Annotated in this window: 7 protein-coding genes and 1 tRNA gene; 3 read left to right on the top strand and 5 right to left on the bottom strand. The window is 70.6% G+C overall.

What is annotated here, in order from left to right; all coding sequences use genetic code 11:
* Positions 1–550: 550 nt before the first annotated feature.
* Both OG937_03090 and OG937_03085 read right to left on the bottom strand, forming a co-directional pair.
* Positions 551–1,114: a TetR family transcriptional regulator gene (locus tag OG937_03090; protein WUD70734.1), complete on the bottom strand. Its 564-nt coding sequence runs from the start codon at positions 1,112–1,114 to the stop codon at positions 551–553.
* On the bottom strand, positions 1,111–2,589 hold the full coding sequence (locus OG937_03085) for an MFS transporter (GenBank protein ID WUD70733.1): 1,479 nt from the start codon (positions 2,587–2,589) through the stop codon (positions 1,111–1,113). Before OG937_03085 ends, OG937_03090 begins: the two co-directional genes overlap by 4 nt.
* Positions 2,590–3,406: 817 nt before the next feature.
* Here OG937_03085 and OG937_03080 point away from each other — a divergent pair.
* Entirely contained in the window at positions 3,407–7,510 is a 4,104-nt protein-coding gene (locus tag OG937_03080; GenBank protein WUD70732.1) for a carboxypeptidase regulatory-like domain-containing protein, read from the top strand.
* 237 nt (positions 7,511–7,747) lie between these two features.
* Here OG937_03080 and OG937_03075 read toward each other — a convergent pair.
* Positions 7,748–7,822 (bottom strand) — tRNA-Met (locus OG937_03075).
* 406 nt (positions 7,823–8,228) lie between these two features.
* On the bottom strand, positions 8,229–12,260 hold the full coding sequence (locus tag OG937_03070) for a carboxypeptidase regulatory-like domain-containing protein (protein ID WUD78612.1): 4,032 nt from the start codon (positions 12,258–12,260) through the stop codon (positions 8,229–8,231).
* A 585-nt stretch (positions 12,261–12,845) separates the two neighbouring features.
* Between OG937_03070 and OG937_03065 the strand changes: the two genes are divergently transcribed.
* Positions 12,846–13,736, top strand: coding sequence for a D-alanyl-D-alanine carboxypeptidase (locus tag OG937_03065; GenBank protein ID WUD70731.1), 891 nt, complete (start codon positions 12,846–12,848; stop codon positions 13,734–13,736).
* Between the two features lie 157 nt (positions 13,737–13,893).
* On the opposite strand, the gene OG937_03060 is transcribed toward OG937_03065, so the two are convergent.
* Entirely contained in the window at positions 13,894–14,427 is a 534-nt protein-coding gene (locus OG937_03060; protein WUD70730.1) for a hypothetical protein, read from the bottom strand.
* A gap of 599 nt (positions 14,428–15,026) precedes the next feature.
* Between OG937_03060 and OG937_03055 the strand changes: the two genes are divergently transcribed.
* Positions 15,027–19,142: a carboxypeptidase regulatory-like domain-containing protein gene (locus OG937_03055; protein WUD70729.1), complete on the top strand. Its 4,116-nt coding sequence runs from the start codon at positions 15,027–15,029 to the stop codon at positions 19,140–19,142.
* Positions 19,143–19,187: the final 45 nt, after the last annotated feature.

Raw genomic sequence — 19,187 nt, 5'->3', positions numbered from 1 at the left:
CCGCGCCCGCGCCGGTGGTCCCTGGCTCAAGGCCGGCGCCGAGGACCGGTAGACCCGCGCCCGCGGGGATGGTCCCACCTCGGTACACAGACCCCCAGAGACTGCCGACGTCCATCGCATCGAGCAGGCCCGCCGTGAGCAGACCCGCGGAGACCGTATGAAGTGCAACTCGTGGGCCAGATACTGCGACCCGTTCATCTCGGTCAACCCGTGCCGGCGGGCCTGCACACGCTTCCGGCGGTCGGTGCCCACGCGGATCGGGCCGGGGTTCCACCAATAGGTGCGCCAGTGCACGACGCGCAGGCCGTCGCCCTCGAGGTAGGCCACCTTGACCCGGACCGCGTGCCGTCCCAGTAATGAATCTTGTGCCAGACCCACGCGGCATCCCCCTAACCGTCCACCCGCACGCGGGAGCGCCGGCCGGGCTCAAGGCTCTCCTACGGCATCTGGTGGTGTATGACGTCGTGCCAGGCGGGTAAGGGTGAGGTCACGCGACGGAACGGTCAGCCGGACTCCTGGCAGCGCTCGCCCGGCGTCCCGTGGACCGCCGTCAGACGTCCAGGCCCCCCAGGGCCGCGCGGACCAGCGGCACCAGATCGTCCAGGTCGGCGGCCGCGAGCTCGTCGAGCGTTCCCGCGCCACGGGCCAGCAGCACCCCGATGAAGGCCGCGGCCGCAACCTCGGCCCGCAGTTGGGGCCGGTCCAGTCCGTCGCGCGTGAACCGCTCGCGCAGTGGGTCGACCACGCGCAGGTACAGCTGGGCGCGGGCGGCGTCCTGCACGGCGTCGTCGTCGTGGGCGTGGACGGCCGACCGGAAGACGGGGCCGGTGCCGCGCTGGTCCCCGCGGTCGAACAGTGCGCGCAGACGCTCGGGTGCGAGCAGGTCCGGTGGGGTCGCGTCGCCCAGCTCGGCGCGCAGCACCGCGGTGTACAGGCCGCTCTTGTTGTTGAAGTACCGGGCGATCAGCGCCGGGTCGACGCCCGCCCGCTCCCCGATGTCGCGGATGGTGGTGCGGTCGAAGCCCCGCTCGCTGAAGAGCTCGCTCGCCGCCTGGAACAGCCTCTCGCGGCTGCGCGTGGAGTCGCGTTTGCGCGACGGGGTGCCCTCGTTCACCGTGTCGCCTCCTGCCGCGCCGATTCTCCACCCTGCGGCACGGCGGCCGCGCCCGGTGCGGGAACCGCGACCGCAGCGCGCCGGTGCCGCGGCGGCAGGACGGCGGTGACCAGGATCATGGCGACCCACACCCCGCAGGCCAGGAGCGCGGCCGTCCGGTAGCCGTCACCCGTGGGCAGCGCGCTGCCGGCGGCGGTGTGGGCCTGCAGGATCGTGGCGCTCAGCACGCTTCCGGTGGAGTAGCCGACGTAGCGCAGCACCTGGTTGAAGCTCATCGCACTGCCCGTCTCGTGTGCGGGTACGGAACCCACGATCATGCCGGGCATGACGGCGAACATCCAGCCGACCCCGAAGCCGGCCACCGTCATGACGACGAACAGCTCCCACAACTGTCCGCGCGCCAGGGCGAAGGCCAGCACGGCGGCCAGGGAGACCGCGCCCCCGAGCGACAGCACCACTGCGGTGGACGCCCGCCGGGCCAGCAGCGGCACCACCCGGCCGGCGGCCACGCTGGCGAGGGAGAAGGGCAGCAGTACCAGCCCGGTGACGGCCACCGAGGCGCCGAACCCGTAACCGGCCTCGCGCGGCGTCTGCACGAACCGGGTGACCAGCGACAGCAGCAGGTACATCCCGAGGCCGGCCACCAGCGCGGTCACGTTCGCGGTGAGCACCGTGCGGTCCTTGGTCAGCCGCAGGTCGACCAGCGGCCGTGCGGTCCGCAGCTCGTGCACGACCCACAGTGCGAGCAGCAGGACGCTGCCCACGACCAGGGCGAGCAGCCGCGCCGAGTCCCAGCCCCAGAGCTCGGCCTCGCTCAGGGCGAGCAGCAGTCCCGCGAGTCCGGTGCCCAGCAGCACCGCACCCGGAACGTCCAGTCTCGGGGCGGCGCGGCGCGGGGACGCGGGCAGGACGACGGCGGCCGCCACCAGCGCGGCGGCGCTGACCGCCGCCCCGAACCAGAACCCGGCGTACAGCCCGTAGGACTGCGCGATCAACCCGGTCACCGGGTATCCCAGGCCGACGCCGGCGACGGTGGTGATCGACAGCAGGGCCACCGCGGGGCGCGACCGTTCCGGCGGCAGGGCGTCGCGGGCGGTGGCGATCGCCAGCGGGGTGAGGCCCAGCCCGAGGCCCTGCAGCGCGCGCCCGGTCACCAGACAGCCGATGCCCAGCGGCAGCGCCGCCAGGACGCAGCCGGTGAGCACCGCGACCAGGGCCCCGAGGATCACCGGGCGTCGGCGTGGACCGTCCCCCAGCCGTCCCATCACCGGTGTGACCACGGCACCCACGAGCAGCGTGACGGTCAGCGACCACTGGGCGTCGTTCAGGGAGACGTGCTCCTCGGCGGCGATGGTCGGCACCAGCGGCGCCCCGAGGCTGCTGACTACGGCGACCAGCATCCCGAGCGAGACCAGCACGGGAACCAGCGCTCGCTGCCGCGCGGCCCGCGGCTCCGCTATCGCGGGATTCTCCACGACTCTCCTCGATGTCCTCATGCGATGTCTTCAGCTGAAGTCATCGCATGATGACATTATTCCCGGCACCTCCCCGGCGGCGTCCTCCCTGGCCGGGGAGGGGCGGGCCACGTCTCCGTCGAGGAGCTGCGGCGCAAGCACGCCGACGCGTGCTGCAGCCGATCTGCGACAAACCCGTCAATCAGGAATGCGTGCGGCCTGAGATTCCCCCGGATCGCCCCTGCAAGCTGATGACGGGTCAGTAAAGGGGATTGGTGGAAGCCGCCACCCAAGTTGCGGTCCGCAATTCCACCGGACGCTGGGAAGGCGGCATTGGGACGTGCCGCAGGCGGGCTCTGCGGATGCGGCGGGTCACGTCAGGACATATCCGGCGGACGAACCTATCGCGCCGACGAGTTGTCAGCGAATGGGCTGCTGACCAGTGCAAATGCCGTCCGGGAACCTTGATCCATTCTCCGGGGTGCTGGCGGCTTTCCGTCGCGTGTCGTATTCACGCCCTAGATACGTGCAGTGACCACTCACGAGTAACAGAAGCCCAACGTTCACTCAGCGAACACGCTACAACACCAATTCCCCTCCAAAACGCCCAACAATCGCAGCCATCGTGCACGTGCAGCATTCGTGCGATGACGTTCGGTCACCATCGGTGTCGATTCTTCCTTGTTGACATGAACAGAGCGGAACTCGCTAATGGGCTCCGGTGAACGCTCGGACGTTCGCCGTCGCCCGGGAGCCGTAGACGGCTCCATCCCTGCACGCACGCATGGGAGTCACGTTGCGCAGACCAGCGAGAACCTCCAACCCCCTCCGCCGGACGGTGACCAGAGGACTGGCCGTGCTCGGCGCCGCCGCCATGGCGGTGCTCGGAGTACAAGCACCGGCATTAGCCACAGGGGCCGCAGGCGCGAAGTCCGCCGCCTCGGCCTCCGACGGCCGCCCCTCCTTCGAACCCACCTGTGACGACGCCAAGCCCGGCCACTTCAGCTGCTTCGCCCTGCGCCGCACCGACGTGAAGCCGGTCAAGGGCCTGCTGCGGGCGGCCGACACCCCGGCCGGCTACGGTGCCGCCGATCTGCAGAGCGCCTACGACCTGCCCGCCGACGGGGGCGCCGGACAGACCGTCGCCATCGTGGACGCCTTCGACGACCCGACCGCCGAAGCGGACCTGGCCGTCTACCGGGCGCAGTTCGGGCTGCCGGCCTGCACCACGGACAACGGATGCTTCCGCAAGGTCGACCAGCGCGGCGGCACCGACTACCCCGTGCCGGACCCCGGCTGGGCCGGTGAGATCTCGCTCGACGTCGACATGGTCTCCGCGATCGCGCCCAACGCGCACATCCTGCTGGTCGAGGCCGACGACAACAGCTTCGAGAGCCTGTCCGCCGCCGTCGACCAGGCGGTCGCGCTCGGTGCGAAGTACGTCTCCAACTCCTACGGCACCGACTACCGTGGCGGGAACGGCGAGGACCCGTCCGAGACCACGGAGCTGGACGCCCACTACAACCACCCCGGCGTCGCGATCACCGCTTCCACCGGCGACTACGGCTACGGCGTGAGCTACCCGGCCGCCTCGCAGTACGTGACCGCGGTCGGCGGCACCACGCTGACCCGCGCGCCGTCCACCCCCCGCGGATGGACCGAGGACGCCTGGAGCCTGGCCGGTTCCGGCTGCTCGCTGTACGAGCCCAAGCCCGCCTTCCAGCACGACACCGGCTGCGACAACCGCGCCCTCGCCGACGTCTCGGCCGTCGCGGAGGACGTGGCGGTCTACCAGACCTACGGTCACAACGGCTGGGCGGTCTACGGCGGCACCAGCGTCTCGTCGCCCATCATCGCCTCGGTGTACGCCGCCGCCGGCACCCCCGTCGCCGGCTCGTACCCGAACGCGTACCCGTACGAGGCCGGCACCGGACTCAACGACATCACCACCGGTAGCAACGGCAGTTGCTCCCCGTCGTACCTGTGCAACGGAGCCACCGGCTTCGACGGCCCGACCGGCCTCGGCACGCCCGCCGGTCTGAACGCGTTCCGCACCGGCGCGCACGGCGTGATCGCCGGAACCGTGACCGACACCGCCACCGGCAAGGCGGTCAGCGGTGCCACCGTCACGGCGGGCACCGGCATCGCCCACACCGACGCCTCCGGCGCCTACTCCCTGACCGTGCCCACCGGCACCTACGACGTCTCCGTCGAGGCGTTCGGCTACGCCGACGGCTCGGCCGACGGGATCGTGGTCGACGAGGACGCCACGGTCACCAAGAACTTCAGCCTCTCCCCGGTGCCCAGCCAGACGGTCGCCGGCAAGGTCACCGACGGCTCCGGCCACGGCTGGCCGCTCTACGCCAAGATCACCGCGGACGGCGTCCCCGGCATGGTGTGGACCGATCCCGCCACCGGTGCGTACAGCCTGGACCTGCCCCAGGGGCACTCCTACACCCTGCACGTCGCGTCGGCCACGCCCGGCTACAAGACCGTCAGCAAGACGATCACCGTCGGCGACTCGGCGCAGACGGTGGGCATCGCGGTCCCGGTCGACTCCTGGACGGCGAACCCGCCCGGATACCGGGTCGACGTGACCGGCACCACCGAACCGTTCGACGCCACCGACGCCCCGCCCGCCGACTGGACGGTGGACAACGCCAAGGACACCACGGGCGGCTGGCAGTTCGACGACCCGGGCGACCGCGGCAACCACACCGGCGGTGACGGCGCGTTCGCCGTCATCGACAGCGACCACTTCGGCGGCGGCGTCACCCAGGACACCTCGCTGGTCAGCCCGGTCTACGACTTCACCGGGAAGAACGACCCCGAGGTCGCCTTCGACACCGAGTACAAGCAGTACGGCGGCCAGTCCGCGGCCGTCGAGGCGACCGCGGACGGCGGCAAGACCTGGTCCAAGATCTGGTCGCCCGGCTCGGACGTCACCGGCGACCACATCGAGGCCTCGCTGTCCGACTTCGCCGGCAAGTCCGAGGTGCAGCTGCGCTTCCACTTCACCGGGAGCTTCGGCTGGTGGTGGGCCGTCGACAACGTTTTCATCGGCAACCGGCAGCTCACCCCCGTCCCCGCCGGCCTCGTCGTGGGCACCGTGACCGACGCCAACACCGGTAGCGGCGTCGTCGGTGCCACCGTCACCAGCCAGGACAAGCCCACCGAGAAGACCACCACCGGGGCCACCCCCGACGACCCCAACCTCCCCGACGGTTACTACTCGTTCGTCTCGACCGCCTTCGGCAGCCACCCCTACACGGCGGCCAAGGCGAAGTACACCTCGCTGACCAAGACCGCCAAGGCCGGGGCCGACAGCGCCGTCCAGGCGAACTTCAAGCTCAAGGCCGGTCAGGTCGCGATCACCCCGGCCTCGGTCTCCGCCTCCGTCGCCTGGGGCGGGGCCAAGGCGCAGAAGCTGACCGTCAGGAACACCGGCGGCGCCGCCGCCACGGTCAAGCTCGGCGAACAGGCCGGCGGCTTCACCCAACAGGCCAAGGGCGCCCCGCTGCAGACCGTCAAGGGCAACTTCAACCCGCTGTCCAGCAACGCCCGGGCACCGGCCGACACGGCCAAGCCCGCCGCTGCGGCCCCGGCCGATGACACCTGGCAGACCGCCCCGGACCTGCCGACCGCCCTCATGGACAACGCGGTCGACACCCTGGACGGCAAGGTCTACTCGGCCTTCGGGTACAACGGATCGGCCGACGTCAAGGACCTGTACGTCCTCGACCCGGTCGAAGGCAGCTGGACCAAGCTGGCGAGCGCGTCCGACACCCGTGAGGACCCCGCCCACGGGTTCATCGACGGCAAGCTCTACGCCGTCGGCGGCTGGGGCCCGACCGGCACCCCGGACGCCAAACTGGAGATCTACGACCCCGCCTCGGACAGCTGGACCACCGGCGCGTCCGCGCCCAAGCCGTACGCCGGCTCCGGCACCGCCGTCCTGGACGGCAAGCTCTACATGATCGGCGGGTGCACCTCCGACTCCTGCGGCACCACGGACGCCAGCGTCTACGACGCGGGCACCGACAGCTGGTCCCAGATCGCGGCCTACCCCGAGCCCATCTCGTGGGAGGCGTGCGGCGCCATCGACGGACAGATCTACTGCGCCGGTGGTCTGGGCGCCAGCGAGAACGACGTCATCCACACCTACGCCTACGACCCGGGTGCCGACAGCTGGTCGCAGCTGGCGGACGTCCCGGCCCCGCAGTGGGGTACCCACTACTCCGCGGCCAACGGGCGCCTGCTGCTGGTCGGCGGAATCGGCAACAACGCCCTCACCAACCGGAGCCAGGCCTTCGACCCGAAGTCCGGCACCTGGGGCGCCCTCCCCAACGCGAACGTCGCCACGTACCGCGGCGGCGGCGCACCCGGCTTCTACAAGGTCGGCGGCGGCAACGCCCCGGGCAGGCCGATCAGCAAGGTCGAGCTGCTTCCCGGCTACGACCAGGGCGGGGCGAGCGACGTCGACTGGCTGAGCACCAGCGTCCAGGAGCTCACCCTGCAGCCCGGGGCCAGCACGACCGTCACCGTCTCGCTGGACGCCACGGCTCCCTCCGTGACCCAGCCCGGTGACCTCACCGCCGGCCTGAGCGTGGGCACCGACACACCGTATGCGGTGCCGCGCATCCCGGTCAGCCTGCACGTCGACCCGCCCAAGACCTGGGGGAAGATCACCGGTCTCGTCCTGGGCAACAAGGCCACCGGCGGCACCGCACCCCTGGCCGGCGCGACCGTGCAGATCGACAGCTGGGCCTCGTCCTACACGCTCACCACGTCCGCCGACGGTACGTACGGACTGTGGCTCGACGTCCGCAACAACCCGCTCACCGTCATCGTCGCCAAGGACGGCTACCAGCCGACCGTCACGACGGTGAAGCTGAAGAAGGGAGCGACGGTCACCGCCAACTTCACCCTCAAGCGCAAGTAACCGGCGGAAGCGCCGGGAACGGCGCCGACGGCCCGCGCAATGGGCCGTCGGCGCACCCCGGACGTGACCTCGGAGCACGGGCGAGGCCGGCCCCCTCCAGCGGCCGGCCTCGCCCGTGCTCCGAGGGCTCCCCGGTGGTGGGGCGCGGCGGCCCCGACTCCACCGACCGCCGGGCGCGGAACCGCGGGACGCACGAGTACGGCCCCTGCCACATGATGTGGCAGGGGCCGGATGTCGTAGCGGGGGCGGGATTTGAACCACGCGACCTCTGGGTTATGAGCCCAGCGAGCTACCGAGCTGCTCCACCCCGCGTCGGTGAGTCCACTATACGTCACTCGGGTGGGCGGGACGGACATTTACCGGCGCGGGCCCGGGAGGCGTCCGTACGGCTCGCATAATGTGGCGGCCGCGCCGACGACCGGGGGGTGGGATGGTCGCGGCGCGGCCGTACTGAGTCGGCTGCCCCGAACGGCCGCAGCCATGCATCCGTCGCCTGACCGCACCGATGGCCGGGCGCCGTGCTCGGGGATACGGCGCCCGGCCTGTCGACGGGAGGAACCCGTCGCGGCTACGGCGAGCGTCCCGCCACGGCCCTCGGGGCGATGGCGCGGCGCGCCCAAGGGATCGGACGGATCGTCCGGGTGGACCATGGCGGCGGCCGTACGCAGCCCACATTGGACTCCGTACGGCCGCCGCCGTCCCGGGGAGGCCGTGGCCGCTATACCCGTTTCAACGTGACGTCGTGGGTGACGGTGGCTCCCTTCTTGAGCCGCACGGTGGCCACGGTCGGCCGGTAGCCGTCCTTGGCGACGATGACGGTCAGTGGATTGTTACGGCTGTCGAGCCACAGCCCGAAGGTGCCGTCCGCGCGCGTCGTCAGCGTGTAGGAGCCGGCCCAGCTGTCGATCTGCACGGTCGCGCCCGCCAGGGGAGCCGTGCCTCCTGCCGGGGTCGCCCCGAGGATCGTTCCGCTGATGTCGCCCCATGTCCTGGGCGGGTCGACGTGCAGGGACACGGGGATGTCGGGCAGCGCGTAGGGGGTGTCGGTGAACAGTGCCAGCCGGGCGCCGTAGTCGCCGGGCTGCGCGACCTCCAGTTTCGCGGTGTCGAAGGTGAGCGTGAGGACCGTCTTCTGACCGGGGGACAGCGTGATCTTCTTGGCGGACTCGCCGAGCCAGGTGACCTCCGACAGTCCCGCCTGGTCGTAGCCGGGCAGGAGCTCGACGGTGGCGGTGGGGGAGAGCTCGTAGGCTTCGACGGTGCCGCCGACCTTGTAGAAGCCCGTCGCGCCGCCGCTTCTGAACGTGCTGGTGTTGGCGTTGGGCAGGACGCTCCACGTGCCGGTCGCGGGGTCGAGGGCGAAGCCCTGGTTCGTCAGCTGACTGTCGTCGGTCACTCCGCTGGAGATCAGCAGCAGTCCGTTCGCCGCGGTGTACGCCGCCCCCCACAGCGGGCTCGGCATGTCGGGCAGGTCCGACCACTTGTCGGTGGCAGGGTTGTAGACGTACGCGGAGGAGACGGCGACGGCGCCTCCGCTCTCCCCGCCGGCGCAGTAGATCCTGGTTCCGATGGCGGCGCAGGACTGCCAGGCGATGGGCTCCGGATACGGGGCGATCTCGGACCAGCGGTCGTCCTGGGGATCGTAGACGGAGGCGTCGGTCGTGCCGCAGCTCGTGGCCGCGCAACCGCCGATCGTGTACAGCTTTCCGTCCAGGACGGTGCTGCCCGATCCGGCGTAGGCCTTGGGCGCCTTCGCGCCGCTGGTCCAGGTGTTGCGGACCGGGTCGTAGATGTCCAGGCCCGGGTCGATACCGCCCGTGCTGCTGCCCCAGCCGCCCGCGGCGTAGAACTTGCCGTCGATGAAGCCGTGCGCGGGAGCGCGGCGCGGGTGCGGGGACGAGGTGAGCTTGGTCCAGGTTCTTGTGTCCGGGGTGAGACGGTACAGGTCGCCGGTGTCGTCCTCCCCGTCGTACCCGTAGGCCGAGTAGACCTTGCCGTCGTAGGTGTCGACGACGTTGTCCATGATGGCCGTGGGCAGGTCGGCGACGGGCCTCCAGGCGTCACCCGAGGGCCCGGCCGCGGTGGAGGCGGCCGCGCGCCCGGCGGTCCGCGTGGTGCGGCCGTCGATCTGCGCGGAGTGCCCGTCGGCGCCGGATGACGGGAGCAGACGCCGGTTGACGCGATGGAGGGGTGCGCCCTGGTCGGTGCCGCCGGAGCCCGCCCGTTCCGCCAGCGTCAAGGTGGCCTGCGCGCCACCGGTGTTGGTGATGGTCAGTTTGTGCGTCGCGCTCTTGCCCAGGACCGCAGTCGCCTCGATCGGGCCGGTCGTCAGGGACAGTTGACCCGCCGCGAGCTTCCACGACGAGGTGACGACGGTGTCGGCGCGTGCCGCGACCGTCTTGGTCCGCTCGGTGTAGCGCGGCGTCGATGCCGTGAGGGCGTGCTTGCCCGGCGGCGCGGTGAGCGTGAAGAAGCCGTCGCCGCGGTTCGGGTCGTCGGGTGTCGCCGCCGTGATCGCGCTCAGGCCGGGCCGGTCCCGATCGGTGACGGTGGCGGATGCCAGCCCCGTGCCGGTGTTGGCGTCGGTGACGGTTCCGGTGATCAGGCCGGACGGGGTGGGGGTGAGTTCCCGGCCGCCGATGAAGACGTTGTCCACGGCCCACCACAGGGCGTAGGAGGCGGTGTAGTGGAACCGCAGCCGGACCGAGGGCTTGCCCGCGTACGCGGCCAGGGGCACCTCGAGGTGTGTCGGGCCGGCCGCGTCGTTGGTGAGGGACCGGATGTTCTTCCAGGTCAGGCCGTTGTCGATGCTGGCGTCGAGGTCGGCGGTCTGACCGAAGAAGGGCATGAGGTCGGTGTCGAAGGCCAGCTCGGGGACCGCGACGTCGGTGAAGTCGAACCGCGGACTGACCAGGCTGGAGTCCTGGGTGGCCGGGTAGCCGTAGTGGTCGCTGTCGACCACCGCGAAACCGCCGTCGCCGCCGGTGGTGTTGGAACGCGATCCGGGATCGTCGAACGCCCAGCCGCCCTGCGTTCCCTCGGCGTTGACCACCGACCAGCCCTCGGGCGCGGAGTCCGACGAGGTGAACTCCTGCGTCGGGCCGGTCAGCTTCGGCGCATAGGCGGGGGCGCCGGCCGACCAGACGTCGGCGGGTACCGGGATGTCGAGCTTCTGCGCCGTCGTGCCTGCCGCGAGGCGCCGGGTGACTTCCTCGTAGCCGGGGAGGGAGGCCGCGATCCGCAGGGTGTGCGCACGGTTCTGGGGGAGCTTGACGCTGTACGCGCCGGTCGCGGGGTTGGTCCACACCGGGCCGCCGGGCGAGCCGTCCACCACGATCTTGGCGTAGAGCGGCCAGCCGTGACCGGAACCGTCGGTGACCCTCCCCGTGACCGTGCGGCTGGGCACCGTCTGGAGTGCGTAGTCCCTCGTCAGGGCGGCCCCGTCGTCGATCGTGACGTCAGGTGTGGACACGGTCGCGTACCCGAAGGCCTCGACGCCGATGTCGTAGGTCCCGGCCGGCAGGGACAGCGTGTAGGCCCCCGAGGCGTCGGAGTGGACCACGACGTCACCGCCCGAGATCGCCGCCCCGGCCACCGGCTTGCCGGTCCCGGAGTCGGTGACCGTCCCGGAGACCTCCCCGCGCGGCCCGCCGCGGAACGCGCCGAGGCCCCGGGGCGTGCCCAGTCCGGTGGGTCCGTCGTATCCCTGCCCCGCGGTGCACAGGTAGGCAGGGTCGCACTCGCCGTTGGACCCGCTGGTCACGTCGTTGAGGCCGCCGGCGGCGGCGTAGGGGTAGGAGTTGGGGTAGCTGTCGGCCGCCGGCGTTCCGGCGGCCGCGTAGACCCCGGCGATGATCGGCGTGGCCGCGCTGGTCCCTCCGTAGACCTGCCAGCCGGTCTGCCCGTAGGTCTGGTAGACCGCCACCCCGGTGGCGGGGTCGGCGACGGCCGAGACGTCCGCGACGGTGCGCCGCGGGCAGCCGGTGTCCTTCTGGAAGGCCGGTTTCGCCTGGTAGGCGGAGCAGCCCGAGCCGGTGCCGCTGTTGCCGTTGCTCCAGACCGACTCCGACCATCCGCGGGGACTGTTCGGGTCACGGGCCAGGGAGGTGCCGCCGACCGAGGTGACGTAGGGGGAGGCGGCGGGATAGGGGACCCCGTAGTTCAGGTCTCCCGAGGCGACGACCATGGCGACGCCGGGGTGGTCGTAGTGCGTGTCGGTGGTCTCGGCGGGGTCCTCACCGCCCCCGGGGTAACTGTCGTAGTAGGAGCCGTAGGAGTTGGAGACGAACTTGGCGCCGAGCGCGACGGCCTGGTCGACGGCTGCGCCGAGGTTTTCGCGGTCGGCGCTGTCGGCTTCGACGAGCAGGATGTGCGCGTTCGGGGCCACGGCCGAGACCATGTCCAGGTCCAGCGAGATCTCCCCGGCCCACTCGGGATCGGGCTGCGGGTAGTCGGTGCCGCCGCGCTGGTCGACCTTGCGGAAGCAGCCGTTGCCGGTGGTGCAGGCCGGCAGCCCGTACTGCTGCCGGTACACCGCTAAGTCCTGCTCGGCGGTCGGGTCGTCGTACGCGGCGACCACGGCGACGGTCTGGCCGGCGCCGCCGTTGGACGGGAGGTCGTAGGCGCCTCGCAGATCGCTGGGGCCGTACCCGGCCGGTTCCGACGACCGCCTGGCGGTCGCGAGGTCCGTGCGGCGCAGGGCGAAGCACGCGAACTCGTTCTTCTTGGGTGTGGAGCAGGAGGGCTCCATGGACAGCCCGTTGTCCTTGCCGGTGCCCGCGACCTCTCGTGTCGTACCCGTCGGCGTCTGTGCGGCGGCTGATGCCTGCGTCCCCAGCAGGGTGAGCAGCGACAGGCTCAGTACCGTCAGGCCCGCGGTGAGTCTGTGCCGTCCGAAGCGCATGAGCTTTCTTGATATGTGCAAGTAATTGATCCCATCTGGACGGTGATGCGCCATCAACTCCCGGCGATGGCGAATGAATCCATTCACTGCGGGGCCATTAGACATCGCTTCTGCTGGCCGGGTGGCTGGTTGAGCGGATCTTGGCGGAGCGGCCCCGGGGTGGTGCGCGGCCCCGGGCGCCGGCCGTCGCGCATTCGCACGCCGGTCCCGCCGTGGGTCTGGATGGGGGAGAGCGCGTGGCGGGGCCGACGTCGCGCCGCACCGGCCCGAAATCCCCCGTACAGGGCCGATTCGGTGCTTATGCCCGAATGAATCGCGTGAGAACTCGAAAAATTCTCGGCGGGATGTGCATCCCTTTGCGCCCCTCGGGAGTCCTATGGGCTGGCGGCTTCGTCATGCCGTCAACCCATAGGAACATTTGGGGTATACACTTTGAAAAACGGCATAAAGATCACATCCCGCGTGTCTGCGGTGACCATCACTGCGGGAGCAGTGTTGTCCGCCGCAGCACTCACCGTCCCGGCCCAGGCCGCGACGCTTACGGTGCCCACGATCACCGCCAAGGGCGGCTTCGTGATGAACAACGGGACGGGTAAGGCCCTCTACTCGAAGGCCGCCGACACCCGCCGTTCCACCGGCTCCACCACCAAGATCATGACCGCTCGTGTCGTGCTGGCCCAGCCGAATCTGAACCTTGACGCCAAGGTCACGATTCAGAAGGCGTACAGCGACTACATCGTCTCCAAGGGCGCCTCCTCGGCGCACCTGATCGTCGGCGACAAGGTGACGGTCCGTCAGCTTCTGTACGGGTTGATGCTCCCGTCCGGGTGCGACGCGGCCTACGCTCTCGCCGACAAGTTCGGCAGCGGCTCCACGCGGGCCGCACGGGTCAAGTCGTTCATCGGCAAGATGAACTCGACTGCCAAGAGCCTGGGTCTGAAGAACACCCACTTCGACTCGTTCGACGGCATCGGGAACGGGGGGAACTACTCGACTCCCCGCGACCTGACCAAGCTCGCCAGCAGCGCGATGAAGTACTCCACCTTCCGGTCCGTCGTGAAGACGACGTCCACCAAGCAGAAGGTGACCACGAAGAGCGGTGGCTACCGCTACATGTCGTGGACCAACACCAACACGCTGTTGAAGAGCTACTCCGGAACCATCGGTGTCAAGACCGGTTCCGGCGCGGTTGCCAAGTACTGCCTGGTCTTCGCCGCGACCCGGAACGGCAAGACGGTCATCGGGACCGTTCTCGCCTCCACCTCGGCGACCAGCCGTGCCACGGACGCGACGAAGCTGATGAACTACGGCTTCAAGAAGTAGGCAAGCCCACCATGGCGAAGGGTGTGCCCACGACCGCACGGTCGTGGGCACACCCTTCGTCGTTCCCCGGCGGAAACCTCTCCCAATGGTGATGGCCGGCCGTCAACCGGCCGCACTCTACGAGGCGTTCGACGAGACGAGGTGAGCGCGGTGCCGTCTACCAGCGGTGCCAGACCGTTTTGGGTGCGTTGTCGCGCGTGTTGGAGTGGTCGTCTCCCGAGACGAAGAACAGGGCCCAGGACACGACGCGGTCGCCGACGCGCTGGGCTCCGAGTTCGAGTTGGAAGCCGTCGCAGGAGAAGTCTCCTGTGGGGCTGTAGCGCACGCCGATGTCGTGCCTGGTCGCGTGAGCTTCCATCTCCTGCGCGAGCTGCGACGGGACACGGCCGATGAGCCGGATTCCCTCGCAGGTCACCTGCGGACCGACGCGTCCGTCGACCTGGACGTAGGCCAGCTCTCCGTCCGCGTAGAAGTAGCACTCCACCGCTGCCTGGCCCAGGGGGGCGCTTTCCTTGGCGAAGCGCACGGGGTCCCACCCCGGGCTGTATCCGTCGGACTTGGCGGTGAAGCTGTGCGCGGCCAGAGCCGCGATGACATCTTCCCGGTGCATGTCCATGCGCAGTGGCCCCAGGATCCGCCCGGGGAGGTAGTTCCACTGATCCCGTTCCGTGTCCGGGAGCACCGGCCACATGTCCGTATCTCCATCGCACGATGATCGCTCACCCGGCTCGCGCCCGCGGATCAGGGATCGGTGAGACGGCCGGCCGCAATTCCGGTCCCGTTGTGCGGGGCGGTCACCCGCAGGTGAATTAAACATCACGGGTGCAGAATTGACGCGATTTTGCCCAGCGGTAACAACCGAGCCCGGCCGCGCACGGAAACCGGGAAGGGTGGGATATTGGCGAATACCCCGGTACGTCGCGCCATTGGGGCCAGTCAGGCGCAAGCAGGGCAGACGGGCTCCGCGGCGGCATAAGGGCGGCAGACCGGGAATCGGGCGATGCGTGCGTCAACCACCCTCATGGTGCGACCTGTCACGCATGGCGCCATTGATCCACGCCCGCTCTCCGGAATCCGGACACATTCGCGTCGAGCGCACCGGAGAACGCGAAATGGCGGCCCGTTTCTGCCTTTTCGGCGTTGACACGGATACGTGATCTCTCCGCTAATGGACTCCCGGCGACCGCAGAAGTTCGCTGTCGAACCTTCATATGTCGGCGTTTCATGGGATCACTGGGGAGTCGGACGTTGCACGTAGCACACATATCCGGTCCACCGCTCCGGCGGCGGATGTCCACCTGGTCGGCGGTGATCGTCACCGCCGCGCTGGCCGTCCTGGGCATCCAGACACCGTCCCAGGCTGCGGCGCCCTCTGCCGCGACCGCCACAGCGTCCGCTGCCGCGGGCGGTGACGCGCCCTACGAAGCGGCGTGCGGCGCCGCCAAGAAGGGCGAGGCCACCTGCTACGCCCTGCGCCGCACCGATGTGAAGCCGTCCAAGGGCCTGCGGACCACCGCGGCGCCGGGCGGGTTCGGTCCGGCCGACCTGCGTTCGGCCTACAACCTCCCGGCGGGCGGCGGAGCGGGGCAGACGATCGCCATCGTCGACGCCTTCGACGACCCGACCGCCGAGGACGACCTGGCGGTCTACCGCGAGCAGTACGGCCTGCCCGCCTGCACCGCCGACAACGGCTGCTTCACGAAGGTCGACCAGCGCGGCGGCACCGACTACCCGCAGCCCGACCCGGACTGGGCCGGGGAGATCTCCCTCGACCTCGACATGGTCTCGGCGATCGCCCCCGAGGCCCACATCCTGCTCGTCGAGGCCGACACCCCGAGCTTCGAGGACCTCGGCGCCGCCGTCGACACGGCGGTCGAGCTCGGCGCCAAGTTCGTCTCCAACTCCTACGGCACCGACTACCGCTTCGGCAGCGGTGAGGACCCCTACCAAACGACGGTGCTGGACGCCCACTACAACCACCCCGGCGTCGCGATGGTCGCCTCCTCGGGCGACTTCGGTTACGGCGTCTCCTACCCGGCCGCGTCGTCCTACGTGACCGCGGTGGGCGGCACCTCCCTGACCGCCGACAGCGGGAGCAGTCGCGGCTGGTCCGAGACCGTCTGGGACGGCGCGGGGTCCGGGTGCTCGCTCTACATGCCCAAGCCCGCCTTCCAGCAGGACAGCGGCTGTGCCAACCGTGCCGTCGCCGACGTCGCCGCGGTGGCCGACCCCGCCACCCCGGTCGCGGTGTACCAGACCTACGGTGGCGGCGGCTGGGCGCAGTTCGGCGGCACCAGCGCCGGCTCGCCGATCATCGCCGCCGTCTACGCCAACGCCGGCACCCCCGTAGCGGGCACGTACCCCAACTCCTACCCCTACGCGGCGGACGCGGGGTTCCACGACGTCACCGCCGGCAGCAACGGCACCTGCTCCCCGGCTTACCTGTGCTCCGGCGCCGCCGGATACGACGGCCCGACGGGCCTCGGCACCCCCGACGGCCTGCGGGCCTTCCGCACCGGCCCGCACGGGACGCTGGCCGGCACCGTGACCGACCAGGTCACCGGCAAGCCCCTCGCCGGTGCCACCGTCAGCGCGGGAACCGACAACGTCACGCGCACCGGGGCCGACGGCGGTTACTCCCTCGGCCTCCCGGTGGGCGGTTACGACGTCACCGTCGACGCCTACGGCTACGCCGGCAGCACCGCCAAGGACGTCGACGTCACCGAAGGCGGCACCGTCACCCGGGACTTCGCGCTGAAGCCGGTCCCCAGTCAGACCGTCTCCGGCAAGGTCACCGACGGCTCCGGTCACGGCTGGCCGCTGTACGCCAAGATCACCGTGGACGGTGTCCCCGGCGGCCCGGTGTGGACCGACCCGGCCACCGGTGCCTTCACCCTCAGCCTTCCCGAGGGCCACGACTACACCCTCCACGCCGACGCTTCCCTGCCCGGCTACACGACGGCGACCAGGTCCCTCACCGTCACCGACGCGCCGCACTCCCTCGACCTGTCCCTGCGGGCCGACTCCTGGAAGGCCACCGCACCCGGCTACGCCGTGCACCTGGACGGCGCCACCGAGCACTTCGCGTCCACCGACTCCGCCCCGCAGGGCTGGCGCGTCGTCAACGCCGACGGCAGCGCGGGCGGCTGGACCTTCGACGACCCCGGCGGCCGTGGCAACCAGACCGGCGGCGACGGAGCCTTCGCCATCGCCGACAACCCCACCATCGGATCGCCCTACGACACACAGCTGATCAGCCCCGCCTACGACCTGACCGACGCGTCCGATCCCGAACTGGCCTTCGACGCGATGTACTGGGTGTCCGACGGCAGCGCGGTCTCGGTCGACGCCAGCTCCGACGACGGCGCCACATGGAAGTCCCTGTGGTCGGCGACGGCAGGCTTCGCGGACCACGCCAAGGTCGAGATCCCGCTCGACGACTTCGCCGGCAAGCGGGACGTCCGCGTGCGCTTCCACTTCGTCACCGAGTTCGCCTGGTGGTGGGGCGTCGACGACGTCTTCGTCGGCGATCGCGGTTACACGGCCACCCCCGGCGGCCTGGTCACCGGGACCGTGACGGACGCCAACACCGGCGAGGGCCTGGTCGGCGCCGGCGTCACCGTCAAGGGCGAGCCGGGGGCGACCGCGACGAGCGTGGCCACCCCCGAGGACCCCGCGCTCGGTGACGGGCTCTACCTCATGTTCTCGCCAGGCCTCGGAAAGCACGAGGTCAGCGCGGCAAGGCCGCGCTACACGGAGCTGACCAAGACCGTCAACATCGCGGCTGACAGCGCCGTCACGGCCTCCTACAAGCTCAAGGCCGGGCAACTGACCGTGACCCCGGACTCCGTCGGCGCCACCCTCGCCTGGGGCAAGTCCGCCACGCGGAACATGACGGTCAAGAACACCGGGGGCGCACCCGTCACCGTGACGGTGGGCGAACGAGCCGGCGGCTTCCAGTCCCAGGCCCTCGGCAGCGGCGCACCCCTCCAGACCGTCAAGGGGCACTTCTCCCCGCATGCGAGCAAGAAGGGTTCGGCCCCGACCGGGGCGAAGCGCGCCGCGGCGCCGTCCGGCGGCGCCTGGCAGACCGGCCCCAACCTCCCGGAGACCGTCCTCGGCAACGCGGTCGGCACCTACGAGGGCAAGGTCTACTCCGCCTTCGGCTACACCGGCTTCGACGTCACCAACGCGATGTACGTCCTGGACCCCGTCGTCGGCAGCTGGAGCCAGGTGGCCAGCGCGGCGGACCGCCGGGAGGCGCCCTCGGGGCAGTTCGTCGACGGCAAGTTCTACACCGTCGGGGGCTGGCTCCCGGACAACACCACCGACCCCAAGCTGGAGATCTACGACCCCGTCGCCGACCGCTGGAGCACCGGCGCACCGACACCCGCGGCCTACGCGGGACAGGGCAACGCGGCTCTCGACGGCAAGATCTACACCGTCGGCGGCTGCGACGACCGCTGCGGCACCGCCGAGGCGTACGCCTACGACCCCGACACCGACACCTGGTCCCGGATCGCCGACTACCCGGAGCGGGTCGCCTGGGAATCGTGCGGCGGCGTCAACGGCAAGCTCTACTGCGCCGGCGGCAACGCGGACGGCCTCGGCGAGAGCAAGCACGCCTACGTCTACGACCCGGCCGCCGACACCTGGACCTCGCTTCCCGACCTGCCGATCCCGCTGTGGAGTTCCTCGTCCACCGCGGCGAACGACCAGCTCGTGATCTCCAGCGGCATCAGCCACGAGGCCCTCACCAACCAGGGCTTCGCCTACGACCCGCAGGCCGGCGCCTGGACCGCCCTGCCCAACGCCAACGTGGCCACCTACCGCGGCGGGGCCGCCCTGGGGGTGTACAAGATCGGCGGCGGCAGCGAGCCGTACACCCCGAGCAACACCGTGGAGCTCCTGCCCGGATACGACCAGGGCGGCACGAGCGACGTCCCGTGGCTGAGGACGAGCACCCAGCACTTCACCCTGCAGCCCGGTGCGAGCACGACCGTCACCGTCACACTGGACGCCTCGGTGCCCGAGGTCGCGCAGCCGGGTGACTTCACGGCGCAGCTGGCGCTGGACAACGACAGCCCGTACGGGATGCGGAAGGTTCCGGTGTCCCTGCACGTCGACCCGCCGAAGACCTGGGGCAAGATCACCGGAACCGTCCGCGGCATCCAGAGCGACGGCACCACCAAGCCGCTGGCCGGCGCCACCGTCGAGATCGGCAGCTGGGCGGCGGACTACTCGCTCAGGACGGCCGCCGACGGCACCTACTCCCTGTGGCTGGACTCCCGCAACAACCCGCTGGAGGTCATCGTGGCCAAGGACGGCTACCGGCCGGTGGCCACCACGGTGAAGATCAAGAAGGGGGCGACGGTCACCAGCGACTTCACGCTGAAGAAGCAGTAACCGCCGATCCGGCGGAAGCGGAAGCGGGCCGGCCCCTCGGGACCG

It is taken from the genome of Streptomyces sp. NBC_00510, assembly GCA_036013505.1.
Lineage (GTDB): Bacteria > Actinomycetota > Actinomycetes > Streptomycetales > Streptomycetaceae > Actinacidiphila.
This window is presented reverse-complemented; position numbering and strand designations above follow the sequence as displayed.

What these genes read in the sequence shown, in the direction of transcription:
- OG937_03070 (WUD78612.1), bottom strand. Translation starts at nt 12,260, where the DNA reads ATGGAGCCCTCCTGCTCCACACCCAAGAAGAACGAGTTCGCGTGCTTC.
- OG937_03060 (WUD70730.1), bottom strand. Translation starts at nt 14,427, where the DNA reads ATGTGGCCGGTGCTCCCGGACACGGAACGGGATCAGTGGAACTACCTC.
- OG937_03055 (WUD70729.1), top strand. Translation starts at nt 15,027, where the DNA reads ATGTCCACCTGGTCGGCGGTGATCGTCACCGCCGCGCTGGCCGTCCTG.